Source organism: Nonomuraea sp. ZG12 (genome assembly GCF_052068115.1).
Lineage (GTDB): Bacteria > Actinomycetota > Actinomycetes > Streptosporangiales > Streptosporangiaceae > Nonomuraea.
In genome coordinates this window covers 48,523-65,134 of record NZ_JBQHCW010000004.1, presented here as the reverse complement: position 1 = coordinate 65,134, position 16,612 = coordinate 48,523, and the positions used below count along the sequence as shown (strand labels likewise).

The 16,612-nt window shown below is 70.8% G+C and carries 15 protein-coding genes; 10 read left to right on the top strand and 5 right to left on the bottom strand.

Annotation, left to right across the window (positions count from 1 at the left end; translation table 11 throughout):
- Positions 1-124 precede the first annotated feature (124 nt).
- Entirely contained in the window at positions 125-883 is a 759-nt protein-coding gene (locus tag ACTMTF_RS14570; protein ID WP_397002388.1) for an SGNH/GDSL hydrolase family protein, read from the top strand.
- Positions 884-1,275: 392 nt separating this feature from the next.
- On the opposite strand, the gene ACTMTF_RS14565 is transcribed toward ACTMTF_RS14570, so the two are convergent.
- On the bottom strand, positions 1,276-3,267 hold the full coding sequence (locus ACTMTF_RS14565; RefSeq protein ID WP_397002384.1) for an ATP-dependent DNA helicase: 1,992 nt from the start codon (positions 3,265-3,267) through the stop codon (positions 1,276-1,278).
- Positions 3,268-3,494: 227 nt separating this feature from the next.
- On the opposite strand from ACTMTF_RS14565, the gene ACTMTF_RS14560 reads away from it, so the two are divergent.
- A complete protein-coding gene (locus tag ACTMTF_RS14560) occupies positions 3,495-4,700 on the top strand; it encodes a hypothetical protein (RefSeq protein WP_441111090.1) in 1,206 nt (401 codons plus the stop codon).
- 10 nt (positions 4,701-4,710) lie between these two features.
- Here ACTMTF_RS14560 and ACTMTF_RS14555 read toward each other — a convergent pair whose 3' ends face one another.
- On the bottom strand, positions 4,711-4,968 hold the full coding sequence (locus tag ACTMTF_RS14555; RefSeq protein WP_441111089.1) for a ubiquitin carboxyl-terminal hydrolase 14: 258 nt from the start codon (positions 4,966-4,968) through the stop codon (positions 4,711-4,713).
- A gap of 99 nt (positions 4,969-5,067) precedes the next feature.
- On the opposite strand from ACTMTF_RS14555, the gene ACTMTF_RS14550 reads away from it, so the two are divergent.
- From ACTMTF_RS14550 to ACTMTF_RS14530, 5 genes are all read left to right on the top strand, one after another.
- A complete protein-coding gene (locus ACTMTF_RS14550; RefSeq protein WP_441111088.1) occupies positions 5,068-5,457 on the top strand; it encodes a hypothetical protein in 390 nt (129 codons plus the stop codon).
- 45 nt (positions 5,458-5,502) lie between these two features.
- A complete protein-coding gene (locus ACTMTF_RS14545; protein WP_441111087.1) occupies positions 5,503-5,829 on the top strand; it encodes a YidH family protein in 327 nt (108 codons plus the stop codon).
- Positions 5,830-5,831: 2 nt separating this feature from the next.
- A complete protein-coding gene (locus ACTMTF_RS14540; protein WP_397002374.1) occupies positions 5,832-6,161 on the top strand; it encodes a DUF202 domain-containing protein in 330 nt (109 codons plus the stop codon).
- 57 nt (positions 6,162-6,218) lie between these two features.
- On the top strand, positions 6,219-6,530 hold the full coding sequence (locus ACTMTF_RS14535; RefSeq protein WP_441111086.1) for a hypothetical protein: 312 nt from the start codon (positions 6,219-6,221) through the stop codon (positions 6,528-6,530).
- Positions 6,531-6,642: 112 nt separating this feature from the next.
- On the top strand, positions 6,643-7,062 hold the full coding sequence (locus ACTMTF_RS14530; protein ID WP_441111085.1) for a hypothetical protein: 420 nt from the start codon (positions 6,643-6,645) through the stop codon (positions 7,060-7,062).
- A gap of 1 nt (position 7,063) precedes the next feature.
- Here the strand turns inward: ACTMTF_RS14530 and ACTMTF_RS14525 are convergent, their stop codons facing one another.
- Together ACTMTF_RS14525 and ACTMTF_RS14520 are read right to left on the bottom strand one after the other, a co-directional pair.
- A complete protein-coding gene (locus ACTMTF_RS14525) occupies positions 7,064-8,908 on the bottom strand; it encodes an ABC transporter ATP-binding protein (RefSeq protein ID WP_441111084.1) in 1,845 nt (614 codons plus the stop codon).
- A complete protein-coding gene (locus ACTMTF_RS14520; RefSeq protein WP_441111083.1) occupies positions 8,905-10,686 on the bottom strand; it encodes an ABC transporter ATP-binding protein in 1,782 nt (593 codons plus the stop codon). Before ACTMTF_RS14520 ends, ACTMTF_RS14525 begins: the two co-directional genes overlap by 4 nt.
- Before the next feature lie 112 nt (positions 10,687-10,798).
- Between ACTMTF_RS14520 and ACTMTF_RS14515 the strand changes: the two genes are divergently transcribed.
- From ACTMTF_RS14515 to ACTMTF_RS14505, 3 genes are all read left to right on the top strand, one after another.
- The gene (locus ACTMTF_RS14515) at positions 10,799-11,278 is read left to right on the top strand and encodes a nucleoside deaminase (RefSeq protein WP_397002364.1); all 480 of its coding nucleotides are present in this window, start codon (positions 10,799-10,801) and stop codon (positions 11,276-11,278) included.
- A 205-nt stretch (positions 11,279-11,483) separates the two neighbouring features.
- Positions 11,484-12,638 (top strand): FxsB family cyclophane-forming radical SAM/SPASM peptide maturase, encoded by a 1,155-nt coding sequence (locus ACTMTF_RS14510; RefSeq protein ID WP_441111459.1) that lies wholly within the window; start codon positions 11,484-11,486, stop codon positions 12,636-12,638.
- Between the two features lie 10 nt (positions 12,639-12,648).
- Positions 12,649-13,947 carry an HEXXH motif domain-containing protein gene (locus ACTMTF_RS14505; protein WP_441111082.1) on the top strand — a complete coding sequence of 433 codons (1,299 nt, stop codon included), beginning with the start codon at positions 12,649-12,651 and terminating at the stop codon, positions 13,945-13,947.
- On the opposite strand, the gene fxsT is transcribed toward ACTMTF_RS14505, so the two are convergent.
- Complete coding sequence (gene fxsT, locus ACTMTF_RS14500) at positions 13,942-16,476, bottom strand: FxSxx-COOH system tetratricopeptide repeat protein (protein WP_441111081.1); 2,535 nt, start codon at positions 16,474-16,476, stop codon at positions 13,942-13,944. The genes ACTMTF_RS14505 and fxsT overlap by 6 nt on opposite strands.
- Positions 16,477-16,612 lie beyond the last annotated feature (136 nt).

Below are 16,612 nucleotides of genomic sequence, written 5' to 3'. Positions count from 1 at the left end.
GCCACCGGCCGTCCGGCGAGAACACGCCAAGACTTGACGCGTGTCGCCGGGTGACGGCGCGGGATTCCCACTACAGTCGTGGCCCACGCCGCAGCACCCACAAAGCGGAGATGAACAGCAGGTCATGAGGCATTACGGCTCCTTCGTGGCCCTTGGTGACAGCTTCACCGAGGGACTCAACGACCCCGGCACCGACGGCCACTACCGCGGCTGGGCCGACCGGGTCGCGGAACGGCTCGCGCTGGACGACTCGTCGTTCCGCTACGCCAATCTCGCGGTGCGCGGCAAGCTGCTCGACCAGATCGTCGCCGAGCAGGTCCCGCTGGCCGTCCAGATGGCTCCCGACCTGGTCAGCCTCTGCGCCGGCGGCAACGACCTGCTGCGTCCGGGCAGCGACCCCGACGTGATGGCGAAGCAGCTCACCGCCGCCGTCCGCGAGCTCCGCTCCAGCGGCGCGGACGTGCTGCTCTTCACCGGCGTCGACCCGCGCGACATGCCGCTGATGCGGCGCCTGCGCGGCCGCTTCGCCATCTTCTACCTGCATGTACGGTCCATCGCCGACCTGTACGGCTGCCGGCTGGTGGATCAGTGGTCGATGCAGGGGCTGCGCGACTGGCGAGCCTGGAGCGAGGACCGCCTGCACATGAACGCCGACGGCCACCGCCTGGTGGCGGCCCGGGTCCTCGACGTCCTGGGGGTGCCCTTCGACGACTGGCACAAGGTGTGGCCGGACAGGGCCGTCGACCCCCGCGCCCGGCGCCGCGAGGACGCCCAGTGGATGCGCGAACACCTGGTCCCCTGGATGAGCCGCCGCCTACGCGGCATCTCCTCCGGCGACGGCCTCACCCCCAAACGTCCTGAACTCTCCCACTGGGAATCCTGACCCCCACCGGCCCACAGGGGACCGGATCCGGCACCAGAGCGGCGACCGCCCACACGGGTGAGCGCCCCTGTCGGCTCAACCGGTCCCCGCGACACCCCTCACCCTTCGACCGGTACCCGTGTCACCGTCAGCCGGCCCACGTGTCACCCCTCAGCCGGGAAAGCAAGCGCCGTTACGGCGGCCCGCCACCCCACCCTTGGGCAACGCCTCCCGTGCGCCCCGCAGGAGGACGGCGGTCGGCGCCCACTCGGCCGCGCCGTAAAAAATGACCCCCACCCAGAACGGCACGCCGACAGCGGGACCCCGCTGAGCGCGACGGGCGGTCGCGTGCGGGACGGCGATGGTGGGCCGTCCGCTGGACGGGACGTTGAAGCGGACGGGGCAGGCGGGGGTCAGGATTCGGTGGACAGGCGTTTCAGGGCGGCGCGGGCCACGGCCGGGTCGGTGGTGCGCCAGAACGGGGGGAGGGAGCCCAGCAGGAAGCCGCTGTAGCGGGCGGTGGCCAGCCGGGGGTCCAGGACGGCGATGACGCCCTTGTCGTGCTGGGACCGCAGCAGGCGTCCGGTGCCCTGGGCGAGCAGCAGGGCGGCGTGGGTGGCGGCCACGGTCATGAACCCGTTGCCCCCCTTGGCCGCCACGTGCCGCTGCCTGGCCGAGGTGAGCGGGTCGTCGGGCCGGGGGAAGGGCACCCGGTCGATGATGACCAGGCGCAGCGAGGGCCCGGGGACGTCCACGCCCTGCCACAGGGACAGGGTGCCGAACAGGCAGGTCTCCTCGTCCTCGGCGAACTGCTTGACCAGCAGCATGGTGGAGTCGTCGCCCTGGCAGAGCAGCGGGACCTTGAGGCGGTCGCGCAGCGCCTCGGTGGCGGCCTTGGCGGCTCGCATGGAGGAGAACAGGCCCAGGGTGCGCCCGCCGGCGGCCTCGATCAGCTCGGTGATCTCGTCGAGGTAGGCCTGCGGGAGGCCGTCCCGGCCGGGCTGGGGGAGGTGCTTGGCGACGTAGAGGATGCCGGCGCGGGGGTGGTCGAAGGGAGAGCCGACGTCCATGCCCTGCCAGCCCTTGTCGCCGAGGCCCCACTGGCGTGCCATGCCGTCGAACGTGCCGCCGAGAGCCAGCGTGGCCGAGGTGAGGACCACGGTGCGGTCGCCGAAGAGCTTGTCGCGCAGCATGCCGCCCACGTTGAGCGGCGCGACGCGCAGCATGGGCGGGCGCCGGTCGGTGGCACCGTCGAGCCAGACGACCTCGGACCTGTCGGTCTCGGAGGCGTGCCCGTAGGCCTCCAGCATGCGCACCGCGGTGTCGTGCACCTCGTCCAGGGCGGTGAACGCCGCCTTGCGCTGGCCCGCCTTGTCGGGATCGTCCTTGTCGCCGCCGCGGGGCCCGAGCGCGGTCAGGCAACGGGCGGCGCTGTCGCGCACCAGCGCGAGGGTCAGGCCGAGCACCTCCGGCAACTCGTCCACGCGGCCGGGCGGGGCGGCGGACAACAGCGCCTTGAGGTCCTCGCCCGCCTCCTGGAGCTGGTCGGCGACCGGCTGGTCGATCAGGCGGCCGACGCGGCGCACGGCCAGCGAGACGGAGGTCTCCGACAGCTCGCCGGTCACCACCGAGGTCACCCGGTCGACGAGCTCGTGCGCCTCGTCGACCACCACGACGTCGTGCTCGGGCAGGACGGGCAGGTCGCCCATGGCGTCGATGGCGAGCAGCGCGTGGTTGGTGACGACCACGTCGACCTCGCCGGCCCGCGCCCTGGCCAGCTCGGCGAAGCACTCGGCGCCGCTGGGGCAGCGGCTCGCGCCCAGGCACTCCTGGGCGCTGACCGAGAACTGCCGCCAGGCCTGCTCGCTGACGCCGGGCACCAGCTCGTCGCGGTCGCCGGTCTCGGTCTCGTCGGCCCATTCCTGGATGCGCTGGACCATCCGGCCGGTGGCGCTGACCTCGCGCGGGTCGAAGAGCTGGTCCTGCTCGTCCTCCTCGGGCCAGCCCGCGGTCGCCTTGTAGCGGCACAGGTAGTTGCGGCGGCCCTTGAGGATGGCGTAGGTCGGCTCGTGCGGCAGCTCCTTGGCGAGCGCCTCCGCCAGCCTGGGCAGGTCGCGGTCGACGAGCTGGCGCTGCAGCGCGATCGTGGCGGTCGACACCACGACGGGGGTGTCGGTGTCCATGGCGTGCCGGACCGACGGCACCAGGTAGGCGAGCGACTTGCCGGTGCCCGTGCCGGCCTGGACCGCGAGGTGCTCCTCGTCGTCGATGGCCTGCTGCACGGCCTTCACCATCGTGATCTGGCCCTGCCGTTCGCTGCCTCCGAGGGCGTCGACGGCGATGCTGAGCAGTGAGTCAGCGGTCGGGAGATGGGAGTCCGGCACGGCAGTAAACGCTACCCGCATTCCGGGGTGGCCGCGCCGAACGCCGAGTGATCGGCCAAACGCATCCCGGCGTTCCCCGGGACCTTCGCCGCCTCGCGTGGCACACTGGGCGATCGGAACTCCAACCGGTCAACCAGTCTTGCTGATGTGGCCTGAGGGGTCACCGGTGGGGAGGGGAAGTCCGGTTAGGTAGGGTTTTCCGGGGTTGAGTGGACGGATAAAGGCTGGTTGAAGCAATAATGTCTGCCATGTCGGAAGTTGTCCCGTTGCCGTCGTTCGGCGAAGTGTTCTTCGATGCCCGAGGCCAGGAGCGGTGCCTCCGGGTCACCTGGCATGAGGGCACCCTGGTCCTCAGCCTGTGGCGAGGAGAGATGTGCACCGCGAGCTTCCGCATGCCGATGAACGATGTCGGCCGGTTGCTCGACACGCTCGACGAGGGGTTCGCCGAGGCCTCCGGAGAGCAGCCCGCCGTGCCCGACCAGGAGGCCGGCACCGAGGTGTTCCCCGGCACCGGCCAGTATCAGCGCCCGCCCAATCCCGTGCAGCCGCCGCAGGACGAGCGGCCCACGGCCGCGCTGGCGCCCAACGACGTGCTGGTGGCCAGGGGGACCCCGCCGCCGCCCCAGGACAAGCTGGTGGCCTCCTACAGCGAGACGACCCCGCCGCGCGGCACGCCCACCCCGCAGCGGCAGCCCTTCACCGGCCCCCAGTACGCCGACCAGGGTGGTGGCGACCGCTACGGCGCGCCCCAGCCGTATGCCGACCCGAGCCCCGCCGAGCCCTTCTCCGGGCCGCAGTACACCGACAGCGGCTACAGCGACCCGCTCTCCGGGCCGCAGTACGTCCAGCCGCCGCCTCCCGCCGTCCCCTTCACCGGCCCTCAGTACGTCGAGGAGCAGCACGCGAGCGCGGGCCAGCCCGTTTACCAGATGCCGGACGACAAGCGGCGCCAGGCGCCTCTGACGACCGACCCGCTCGGTTTCCCCTCCCAGGCCGCCGAGCCCTTCCACTCCGGCGAGACCTACGCCGCCCCCCAGCCGGAGCCGTTCCCGTCCAGGCAGCCCGACCCCTACGGCGGCCAGGACCAGCACTACCGGCAGCAGCCGCCCCCGCAGAGCCCGCCGCCGGCGGGCGCGGCGGCGACGCCCGGGCTCGGCACCCCGATGCACGGCATCCCGGGCGCGGGCCGGCGTCACGACCCCTTCCACGGCAGCCCGGAGGCCACCTACGGGCAGAGCCCCACCTACGGCCAGGACCCCTACGGCCCGGCGGACAACCGGACCCCGCCCAACCCGGTGGACCCGCTGCTGGCGCTGGGCCAGCAGGCCGAGCCCTACCGGGGCCCGGAGGGCGACCTGAGCCGCCCGTACGTGGGCGACCCGATGTTCTCCACCGGCGAGCGGCTCCGCCCCGACCAGCAGTACGACGACCGGAGCGACCGCCGCGAGTGGTGAAGCCCGCGCGTCACCCCATGGTGCTGTCGACGAAACACCACCGCCAGGTTTCGTTGGGCTCGAACGACTGCACCACGGGATGGCCGGTGGCGCGGAAGTGCGCGGTCGCGTGCTTGGCGGGCGAGGAGTCGCAGCACCCGACGTGACCGCACTCCAGGCAGCGCCGCAGGTGCACCCACCGGCCGCCGGCCGCCAGGCACTCCTCGCAACCCTCCGGGGTCCGCGCCTCAGGGTCGGCCGACTTGGCAAGATGCTCACACGTAGTCATGACATCGATCCTAGAACGCCCATCCGGGTAGGTTCGGCGCGCCCGTCATCCACGCGGTTGTAGCGCCCCCGGCGCGTGGCCGTTGGGTAGGGTCGGGGCATGCGTCGCCTTCATAGACGGTTCGCGTCCCTTGCCGCCATCTCCGCGTTCGTGTTCGTCACCGGATGCGGAGAGGTCAATTCCACGATCGACAAGGCTCAGGCCTGCCTGGAGGCACCGAAGATCGTCGCCGACCTGACCGCCCAGCTGACCAGCCTGGCCAACGACCCGCAAGCCATGGAGAAGGCGCTCGACGACACGGCGGCCAAGCTCAACGACGTCGCCGACCAGGCCGCCAACACCACGATCAAGGAAGCCTCCGACGACCTGGCCGCCACCCTGTCCGGCATCAACGTGCAGAACGTCAACGACGCGGTGGACGCCGCCCAGAAGGTCGGCGCCGACACGGCCGCCTATGTGCAGAAGGTCACCGAGGCCTGCACAGGCTAATCCCGCTATCTCTAGGGAGAATGGGTGCGAATTACCGTTTCTCTCATGGAGCCCGACCCGCGTTTCACCCTCGCCAACGAACGCACGTTCCTCACCTGGCTGAGCACCGCCCTGGCGCTCAGCGCGGGTGGGCTGGCCGTGGCGGCCGTGCCCGCCGACGTGTTCGTCCCCTGGCTGCGCACCGCGCTCGCCGTCGTGCTCGTGACGCTCTCGGCACTGGCCGCGGGCATGGCCTACCCGCGCTGGCGCAGCATCCAGCGCGCGCTGCGCGCCCAGACCTCTCTCCCGCCGCCGGCGCTGGCGCCCGTCTTCGGGTACGGCGTCGCCGCCGTGGCGGTGCTGGCCCTGGTGCTCATCCTGCTGGCGGCCTAGAGGTGTCGCAGGAGGTCTGGGACAAGGGGCTGCAGAGCGAGCGGACCCGGCTGGCCTGGGTGCGCACCGCGGTGGCGCTGGCCACCGGCGGGCTGGGAGGCACCGGGCTGGGGGCGGCCGCCGGCCTGCCGCTGCCGGCCGTGGCCGGTTTCGCGCTGGCCGCCCTGTGCGGCGCGGTCCTGCTGATCAGGACGGGGGCGCGCTTCCGCCGCGTGCAGCGCGCCCTGCACGCGGGCACGCCGCTGAACAACGGCCTGGACGCGCTGTTCGCCTGGCTCGGCACGCTCGCCGTGGTCGCGGCCGCGCTCGTGTTCGTGCTGGCCGTCCGCTGACCCGGGTTGCGGAGCCGGGGAAGGGAGGCGGAGACTCGGAGGTGAGGAGGTGACCTCATGAGACAGGAGCACAGGAGCCTGCCCTTCGAGTGCCGGGGCTGCCTGCACGTCTGGGAAGAGGACTATCTCGTCAGGCTCGTCGACGCCCGTGACGGCACCGAGACCGAGATCTGGCTGCGGGGCGGCGTGCCCGTTCCGCCACCCTCGGCGAACGTGGTCTGCCCGCGCTGCGGTTGTCAGCAGGCGGCCATGTTCCCGAGCGGCTATCTCGCCCGCCATCCGGAGCTCATCCCGGCCGAGCCTCGCGTCCCCGACGAGACCCCGCTGCTCAGCCCGGTTCCCGCCCGGAACCATTGGCTCCTAACCTGACACTGATAGTGACCTTTTAGTAACTCATGGTCGCACAAGGCCGCCCTTGTAGGGATGTGGACCCGCGCGCACACTCGGTTGCGGTGGCGGTCCCTGATCGGGGGGTGGTCTTGTGCGCGAGGAACTCGACACGCATCAGCTCTGGCCGTACGCATGCCTGTGCTGTCGGCACGTCTGGGAGGTGCGCTACACCATCAGGCGGCTGAGCGGCACCCGCGGCCGCGAGGCGGAGGTCTGGCTGAGCAACGGCGTCGCCGTCCAGCCGCCCTGGGCGGACACCCTGTGCCCGTGCTGCGGAACGGTCCACACGACGTCGTTGCCGCCCGGCTACCTCAGCCGGCACCCGGAGCTGGTGCCCGCGCCCGAGCCGGCGCCCGAGGCGAGGATCCCCCTGGTCCCCGCCCAGGCGAGGCGGGCGCCCGTGACGGGGCCGCCACGCACCCGCCTGCTGCTCGCCCTCGGGCTGCCGGTGCTGCTGGCCGCGGGGTACGAGATCTACCGGGTGGTGGCGGCCGTCACGCCCCCGCACTGACTCAGCTGAGGCTGTCCTGCCAGGCCTGGTGCAGGTCGGCGAAGCGGCCCGAGGCGGTGATCAGGTCGCTGGGCGGCCCGTCCTCGACGATCTCGCCCCGCTCCATGACCAGCACCCGGTCGGCGATCTCCACGGTCGACAGCCGGTGCGCGATGATCAGCGCGGTACGGTCCGACAGGATCGTGCGCAGCGCCCGCTGGACCAGCCGTTCGCTCGGCACGTCGAGGCTGGAGGTGGCCTCGTCCAGGATCAGCACCGCCGGGTCGGCCAGGAACGCCCTGGCGAACGCGACGAGCTGGCGCTGCCCCGCCGACATGCGGCCGCCGCGCTTGCCCACCTCCGTCCGGTAGCCGTCGGGCAGCGCCGAGATGAACTCGTGCGCGCCGATCGCCCTGGCCGCCTCCCGCACCTCCCGGTCGGTGGCGTCCGGCCTGCCGAACTTGATGTTGTCCAGGACCGTGCCGCTGAACAGGAAGTTCTCCTGCGTCACCATGACCACGGCGGTGCGCAGCGTCGGCTCGTCCAGGGTGCGCAGGTCGACGTCGTCCAGCAGCACCCGCCCCGCCGTCGGGTCGTAGAAGCGGGCGATGAGCTTGGCCAGCGTCGTCTTGCCCGCCCCCGTGGAGCCGACCAGCGCCACGCTCTGCCCGGCCGGGATCGTCAGGTCCAGGCCCGGCAGGATCGGCATCTCCTCGACGTAGGCGAACCTGACCGCCTCGAACCGCACCTTGCCGCGCGGTTCCGGCAGCGGGGTGGGCTCGCGCGGCTCCGGCACACCCGGCTCCTCCTCCAGCACGCCCGACAGCTTCTCCAGCGCCGCGCTGGCGGACTGCAGCGTGTTGTAGAACTGGCTGATCTCCTGCATGGGCTCGTAGAAACCGCGCAGGTAGAGCAGGAAGGCGGTCAGGACGCCGACCGTGACCTCGCCGTGGAAGGCCAGCCAGCCGCCGTAGAACAGGACGCCGGCGATCGTGACGTTGCCGATCAGCTTGATGCCCGGCATGAAGACCGCGATGAGCTTCATGGCCCGGACGTTGGCGTCCCGGTAGTCGTCGTTGACCTCCCGGAAGATCTCCTGGTTGCGCGGCTCCCGGCGGAAGGCCTGCACCGCGCGGATGCCGGTCATCGACTCCACGAAGTGCACGATGACCAGCGCCACCGTCTCCCTGGTGCGCCGGTAGACGATCGCCGACTGCCGCCTGAACCAGCGGGTGAACAGCAGCAGCAGCGGCAGCGGGATCAGCGCCACCAGCCCGAGATGGAAGTCCAGCACCAGCAGCAGCGCGGCCGTGCCGAACATCGTCAGCACCGCGGTGACCAGGCCGTCGAAGCCGGAGTGCAGCAGCTCGGCGATGGCCTCGATGTCGGAGGTGAGCCGGGAGATGACGCGCCCGGAGGTGTACTTCTCGTGGAAGCTCAGCGACAGCCGCTGGAAGTGGTCGAACACCCGCCTGCGCAGCTCCAGCAGGATGTCCTGGCCGATCCGGCCCGACATCGTGAGGAACACCTGCCGGGTGAGCGCCTGGGTGACCGCCGCCGCGAGGATGACGCCCACCACGGTCAGCAACGTGCCGGGCCCGGTGCCGCGCAGCATCGGCGGGATGCCGGCGTCGATCCCCACCTTCACGAGGTAGGGGATTGCCAGGCCCGCCCCGTTGGAGACGATGATGATCGCGGTGAGCAGGGCGATGGCCTTGCGGTGCGGGGTGAGCAGGTCGCCGAGCAGCCTGCGGGAGCGCACCCGCAGCAGCCCGCTGACCTTGTCCGACAGCTCGTCCTGGTCCTCGGAGGCCACCCCCCGCCACGAGCCGGTCGATGGGGTGGGGGGCGTCGTCGGGGTGGTCAACGCAGGGCTCCTTCCGTGGGATCCAGGTCGGCGTCCTGCGCCAGCAGCGCGCGGTAGGCGGGCACCTCGTTCAGCAGGTCCTGGTGCCGGCCCACATGCGTGATCGCGCCGTCGGCCAGCAGCGCCACCTTGTCGGCCAGCAGCACCGTGGAGGCGCGGTGCGCGACCACGATGCCGGTGGCCTCCCGTAGCACCTCGCGCAGCGCCTTCTCCACCAGGGCCTCGGTCTCCACGTCGAGCGCCGACAGCGTGTCGTCGAGCACCAGGATCTTCGGCTTGCTCAGGACGGCCCGCGCCAGCGCCAGCCGCTGCCGCTGGCCGCCGGACAGCGACAGGCCCTGCTCGCCGATCCGGGTGTCGAGCCCCCAGGGCAGGTCGTACACGAACATGGCCTGGGCGGTGCGGATCGCGCCGGCCAGCTCCTCCTCGGTGGTGTCCTGGCGGCCGAGCGTGAGGTTCTCGCGCACGCTCATGGAGAACAGCGTCGGCTCCTCGAACGCCGTCGCCACCACCGAGCGCAGCTCCGGCAGTGCGAGGTCGCGCACGTCGTGCCCGTCGATCGTGACCCGGCCGGCCGTGGGGTCGATCAGCCGGGGGACCAGGGCGGTCAGCGTCGTCTTGCCGGAGCCGGTGGCGCCCACCACGGCGACCGTCTCGCCCGGCCGGACCTCCAGCCAGACGTCGTGCAGCACCGGCCGGTCGGCGTCGGGGAAGCGGAACCCGACCCCCTCGAAGCGCAGGTGGCCGCGCGGCTGCTCGATCCGGCCGGTGCCGCCGGTGATGGACGGCACCATGTCCATGACCTCCATCACCCGGTCGGCGGAGGTCATCGCCTCCTGCGCCATCGCCAGGATGTAGCCGAGGCTGGCGATCGGCCAGACGAGCTGGAGCACCAGAGTGGTGAACGCGAACAGCGCGCCCAGTGTGAGCTGTCCCTGCCCGACCGCCAGCGCCCCCACCAGCAGCACCAGCGCGAGGGTGAAGTTGGGGATCACCTCCAGGAAGGTGAAGAAGCGGGCGGACAGCCGCACCTTGTCCATGGAGGTGTCGTAGACCTTGACCGCGGCCTCGTCGAAGCTCTCGTACACATGGTGACGGCGGCCGAACGCCTTGATGGTCCGGATGCCGATCGCCGACTCCTCGACGAACGTGCCGAGGTCGCCCTGCTCGTCCTGCACCTGACGGGAGATCTTGATGTAGCGCTTCTCGAACCGCATGGACAGCATCACGATCGGCACCGCCGAGGCCGCCACGAGCAGCCCGAGCGGCCAGTGCTTGCTCAGCAGCAGCGCGGTGACCACGATGAGCTGCAGGACGTTCATGACCAGGAAGAGCATGCCGAAGCCGGTGAACCGGCGGATCGTCGACAGATCGGTGGTGATCCGCGACAGCATCTGCCCGGACTGCCAGTCGCCGTGGAAGCTCATCGGCAGCCGCTGCAGGTGGGCGTAGACATCGTCGCGGATCGCCGTCTCCAGCCCGAGCACGGGCTTGATCTGCGCCCAGCGGCGCAGGAAGATCAGCAGCGCTTCGAGTACGCCCAGCCCGAGGGCGATCGAGCCGAGCAGGAGCAGCGCGCCGCCGTCCCCGTCACGCACGGGGCCGTCGACGACCTGCTCGCCCACCAGGGGCAACGCGATGCTGGCGCCGATGCCGGTCATCGCGGCCAGCCAGATGAGCGTCAGCCTGACCACGTACGGGCGGAGATAGGACCGCAGCCGCCACAATGAGTTGGTTCTGAGCAGGGGACGACGAAGTGAGCGCGTATCAGGAGGCATCCTTGTAAGGCTAATACGGCCGATCAACCGAATTACGGAACCACGAGCGCCGGTGAGCATGTCGTGGCGGGACGGGAACCGACCCCTGACGTTCGCGTGGCAGGGTGTCCCTATGAACGAGTCAGACCTGCGCCACCTGCGCAAATGTGTCCAATTGGCCGCACGAGCCCTCGAATCGGGCGACGAGCCGTTCGGCTCCGTCCTGGTCTCCGGGGACGGCGAGGTGCTGGCCGAGGACCACAACCACGTCGTCGCCACCGGGGACCGGACCAGGCACCCGGAGTTCGAGCTGGCGCGCTGGGCGGCGGCCCACCTGACGGTGGACGAGCGCGCCGCGGCCACCGTCTACACCTCCGGCGAGCACTGCCCCATGTGCGCGGCCGCGCACGGCTGGGTCGGGCTGGGACGGATCGTGTACGCCGCGTCGTCGCGGCAACTTGGGGAGTGGCTGGCGGACATGGGTGTCGAGCCGCCTCCCGTCCGGACACTGGCCGTCCGGGAAGTGGTGCCGGACGCGGTGGTCGAAGGGCCCGCGCCGGAGCTGGCGGAGGAGGTGCGCGAGCTGCACCGCCGCTTCCACGCCGGGTCCTGAACGCAAGACTCCCGCCTTTACAGCAAGTAATAGCAATTATGTGCTGGTATTTATGTATGCCCGGACAAGTCCTCCTCATTTCGACACGTCTCGGCTAATATCATGAATCACTCGTGATTTCCGGGTGGGTGCGGGGTGTTCCAGATTGACATTCCAGGCGGGAGACCCAGAGCGAGAGTGGCCCGCCACTCTCGACGTGGCCGAAATGTACGCGAACAACTGGCGTCCCCACCCCTTCCACCAGTTCCTTCTCAAGGTTCACAGCCGGTGCAATCTGGCCTGTGACTACTGCTACGTCTACACGCTGGCCGATCAGAGCTGGCGGTCACAGCCCATGGTCATGGCGCCCGAGATCGTCTCGGCCGCGGCCAAGCGCATCGCCGAGCACGCCGTGGCCCATGGGATCTCCGCCGTCCGGCTGATCCTGCACGGCGGGGAGCCGCTGCTGGCCGGGCCCGCCTTCCTCCGCGAGACCGTGGCGGCCATCCGCGCCGAAGCCGCTCCCGACGTGCGGGTGGACGCGGCCGTCCAGACCAACGGGGTGCTGCTCGACGAACGGGCGCTGCGGTCCTTCGCCGATCTCGACGTCAAGGTGGGCGTCAGCCTGGACGGGAACGCTCGCGGTAACGACCGTAACCGGCGGTTCGCGGACGGCCGGAGCAGTTTCGCCCCGGTCGCCGACGCCCTCGCCCGGCTGATGAGCCCGGACTATCGGCATTTGTACAGCGGCCTGTTGTGCACGATAGATCTGGCCAATGACCCGCTCGAGACTTATGAGTCCCTCGCGCAATTCCAGCCGCCGATGATTGATTTCCTCCTCCCGCACGGCACCTGGGAATCGCCGCCGCCGGGCCGCACGGCCGACCCCGGGCGGACCCCGTACGGCGATTGGCTGGTCACCGTCTTCGACCGCTGGTACGGCTCCGCCGAGGAGCCGGAGGTCCGGCTCTTCCAGGAGATCATCAACCTGCTGCTCGGCGGCGCGTCGGCCAGCGAGGCGGTCGGCCTGACCCCGTCCAGCCTGGTCGTGATCGAGACCGACGGCACGATCGAGCAGACCGACTCGCTGAAGGTGGTCCGCCACGGCGCCGCCGCCACCGGCCTGAACATCGTCGACCACCCCTTCGACGCGGCGCTGCGCGATCCCGGCATGGTGGCCAGGCAACTCGGCTGGCAGGCGCTGAGCGACACCTGCACCTCCTGCCGCTTCGCCCGGGTCTGCGGCGCCGGGCTCTATCCGCACCGTTACCGGCCGGGCACCGGCTTCCGCAATCCGTCGGTCTACTGCCACGACCTGTACAAGCTGATCGACCACATCCGCTCCCGTCTCGTCGCCGACCTCCGGCGGTCGTCGCGCTGAAAGGAACTCCATGGACCCACGGCCGCACCGGTTACCAGATGACGTGCTCGCTCGGTTGGCGGCCGGAGGCGGCGGGGCCGAGGCCGCGCGCCACCTCGTGGCGGCCGAACGCAGCAAGTACCGGCTGCTCGTGCTCGGGGTGGCGCGGCTGGCGAGCGATGACGGCCTGCCCCACGCCAAGGCGGTCGACCACGCGTACGACGTGCTGGCGGGCATCGAGAAGGCCCGGCCCGAGGTGGTGCGTGACGTGCTGGGGCATCCGGCGGTGGGCGGCTGGGCGGGACACACGCTGCAAGCCCTGGGCGGCGGCGAGGCCGATCCGCAGGCTCCGGCGCAGCTGGGCGCCATCGCGGCCGCCGCGGCCGTCAGGGCGGGCGTCGCCTGCTGGACCGAGGCGCCGGTGACCGGAGGCACGGTCATGCTTCCGTCCCTGGGCCGGATCGTGCTCGCCGACCGGGCGACCGGCCCGGAGCTGGTGGACCTGCGCGTGCATGCCGATGGGACGGTGGAGGCCGGAGGGAGGCGCATCCGCGTGCCGGACGGCGAGCAGCCCGGCTGGCAGCCGCTGCGCCGGGTGCGTTCCGGGGACGGCGCGTTCGCCCCTCTGGTGGACGACCTGGACCCCTACCGGTGGACCAGTGAGACCGCGATCGAGGGGCGCCTGCCTGAGACCGAGCTGCGGGGCTGGCAGGCGGGCCTGGAGTCGGCCTGGCGGATGCTGACGGACCGGCACTGGACGATCGCCCGGGAGACCGGCGCGATCATCTCCGTGCTGACGCCGATCCAGGGCCCGCCCCAGGGCATGAACAGCGCTTCGGCGAGCGGCAGGTTCGGCGCGATCGCCATGTCCACGCCGCCCGACGGCCGGTGGCTGGCCTCCACGTTCGCGCACGAGGTCCAGCACGCCAAGCTCGGCGCCGTCCTCGACGTCGTGGAGTTCCTGGAGCCGGACGAGAGCCGGCACTACGCGCCCTGGCGCGACGATCCGCGACCGCTGTCGGGTCTGATCCAGGGCGCGTACGCGTACCTGGGGGTGTCCGGATTCTGGCGGCGTCAGCGTGCGTTCGAGACCGACCTCCGCCCGCACATCGAGTTCGCCCGCTGGCGGGAGTGCGCGTTCGGCGTCACCGGGACGTTGCTGGACAGCGGCCGGCTCACGCCGCCGGGCACGCGGTTCGTCACCGCCATGCGGCGCACCCTGTCGGCCTGGCTGGCGGAGCCGGTGCCGCGGGCCGCCAGGGACGCCGCCGGGCAGGAGGAGGCCGCGCACCGGGCGGCCTGGGTCACCCGCAACGGCGGGACGTCATAGCGTCACCGGATCGAAGTCCCAGTCGAAGCGGTTCCTCGCGGCGGCGTGGATCCGCTCCGGATGATCCGCCGGGAGCTGCTTGGCGTACTGCAGCATGGTGGTCTCGTACAGCGTGTCCGCGGCCTCGGTGAGGCCGCACGCGCCCAGATCGAGGGAGAGGTTGACGGCCGCCGACAGGGACAGCGGGTGCGTCTCGCCGAAGAACTGCCGCACATGGTCCAGGGTCTCCTCGCTCATCCGGCGCGCGGCGGCCGTGTCGCCGAGCGCGGCCAGGTCGCTCGCGAGGTTGATGGCACTGTCGAAGGTGTACTCATGGTCGCGGCCGACCGTGGCGACCAGGCCGTCGTACGCCTGCTGATCCAGCTCCCTGGCCCGCTGGACGTCGCCCCGCAGGCGGTAGAGCAGCGCCTGGTTGATCAGGCAGCCGTGGACGAACGGGTGACGGTCGCCGAAGACCTCCTGGTAACGCGGCAGCGCGTTGGTGGCCAGCGACATCGCCTCGTCCAGGCGCCCGACCTGCCGCAGGGTGTTGCTCAGCGCGACCATCGCGGCCATCGTCTCCGGATAGTGCGGGCCGAAGAGCTTGGACAGCCGGGCGTAGGTCTCCTCGATGAGCTGCAGAGCGCCGTCGATGTCGCCCGTCCGGCGGCGGGCGATGGACAGGTCCTTGGCCGTCATCAGGGTGAGGGGATGCTCCACCTGCAACTCCCGGCAGCCGTAGGCGTAGGCCTCTTCGCCGAAGTCGCAGGCCTGCGCGTGATGACCGCACAGTCTCACGATCCGGGCCAGCCCGTTCCAGGACATCTGCACGTCCCACTTGCTGACCCCCGCCTTCGCGCCGCTCTGCTCCAGGTAGGCGAGTTTCTGCAGCTCCCGCGCGGAGTCGTACTCACTGAGCAGGGCGTGGTCCAGCGCGAGGTTGTTGATCACGCGCATGGTCGCGGGGTCGGTGTGCCCGAACACGCGCTCATGGGCCGCCAGGGAGCTGGTGTCCTGGTTGAAGGCCTCGCGGAACCTGCCCTGCGACCGCAGGTTGGCCGCGTAGGTGAGGGCGACGCGCAGGGTCTCGTGGTGGTCCGGGCCGAACTTGGCCTGCATGAGGTCCAGCGTCGCCTCGTTGAGCTCGTACGACTCCTTGTATCCGCCCATCTGCCAGAGCACGTTGCCCAGGTGCCTGCGCATCTGCAGGACGTTGTGACTGTCCGGGCCGGAGGTCGACGTCCAGTTGTCGAGGAACTCCAGGGCGAAGGCTCTGGCCGAGGTGTAACTGGCCACGCGATACAGGTAGCGGACGATGTTGATGCCGAACTCCTGCACCTCCTCGTCACGGCACTCCACCAGGCCCGACGGGCGCACATGGGGGACCAGCGCCTCGAAGTCCTGCCATTGGCCGGTGTCCTCGGGGTCGGTGGGCGCGGCGCTCGACAGGAGCTGGTGCACCTCGTGCCTGATGTCCTTGCGCGCCTGGTCGCTGAGCGAGTCGCGCAGCAGCGCCTGGACCAGCCGGTGCACCTGGACGGTTCCGGCGTCCTGCTCCACCTTCACCAGGGCGAACCGGCTGAGCTCGGCGATCGCCTGGGTGAGCATGAGGGGGTCGGCCAGCAGCGGCCCCATGCGCTGGGCCTCGCTCTTGTTGCCCCGGCGGAAGACGTCGCGGGGGATGGGGTCCGGCCCGAAGAAGGCGAGACAGCGCAGCACCTCGGCGGCCTGGGGCAGGCGGTTCTCGATCTCGAGCACCGAGAGCTGCCAGGCCGCGGTCATGGAGTGGGGGTATTCCGTGGACTTGCCCATGCCCAGCAGCGCCCGTGTCTGTTTGGACAGCTGCTCGACGTAGTCCTCGGTCGACATGCCGGTCATGACCTGAAGGGCCGCCGCCTGCTCGAGCGCCAGGGGCAGATCCCCCAGCTCGTGCGCGAGGTGCTCGGCCTCCTTCTCGTCGACGTTGCGCTGCAGTCGCTTGCGCAGGAAGGCCACGCTCTCCGTGGTGGAGAAGACGTCGACCGGCACGGTCTCCGCCACACCGCTCCAGCGGCTGTTCCTGGAGGTGATCAGGATGTGGCCGGGGCCGCCCTCGGGAAGGAAGTCCCTGATCTGCTCCGGCTCGTCCGCGTTGTCGAAGATCAGAAGCCACTTGTCGTACGGGTCTCCCCGCTGCAACGCCTCCCGGACCGAGGCGGCCGCCTCCTCGATGCCGATGCTGCCCGCCGGGCGGAGCTTGAGCTCGTCGGTGAGCGCCGCGAGGGTGCTCGGGACGAGCATCGGCTGGTCGGAGGGCACCCACCAGACGAGGTCGTAGAAGCCGCGGTACTGCCAGGCGTACTCGATCGCGAGCTGGGTCTTGCCCACACCGCCGAGTCCCTGCAGCGCCTGGGGGAGGGGCACGACGGCGGCCGTGGCGGTGGTCAGCATGCTGTCGCGTAACTGCGACAGCAGCTCCTCGCGTCCGGTGAAATGCTTGTTGCGGCCCGGGACCTTCCCCCAGATCGCGGGCATCCGTGCCGATGCCTGTGTGCCGACCTGCTCCTCCACGTCGCCTCCACCTCCAGCCCACCTGAATTCGATCCTACGATTGATTCTGGCGAAGTGTAGATAGAAAATGACATAAGAGAAGGCGCGTGACCATGCACAGATAAATAGAGCCGCGTTATGGATGACCGTAAACAGG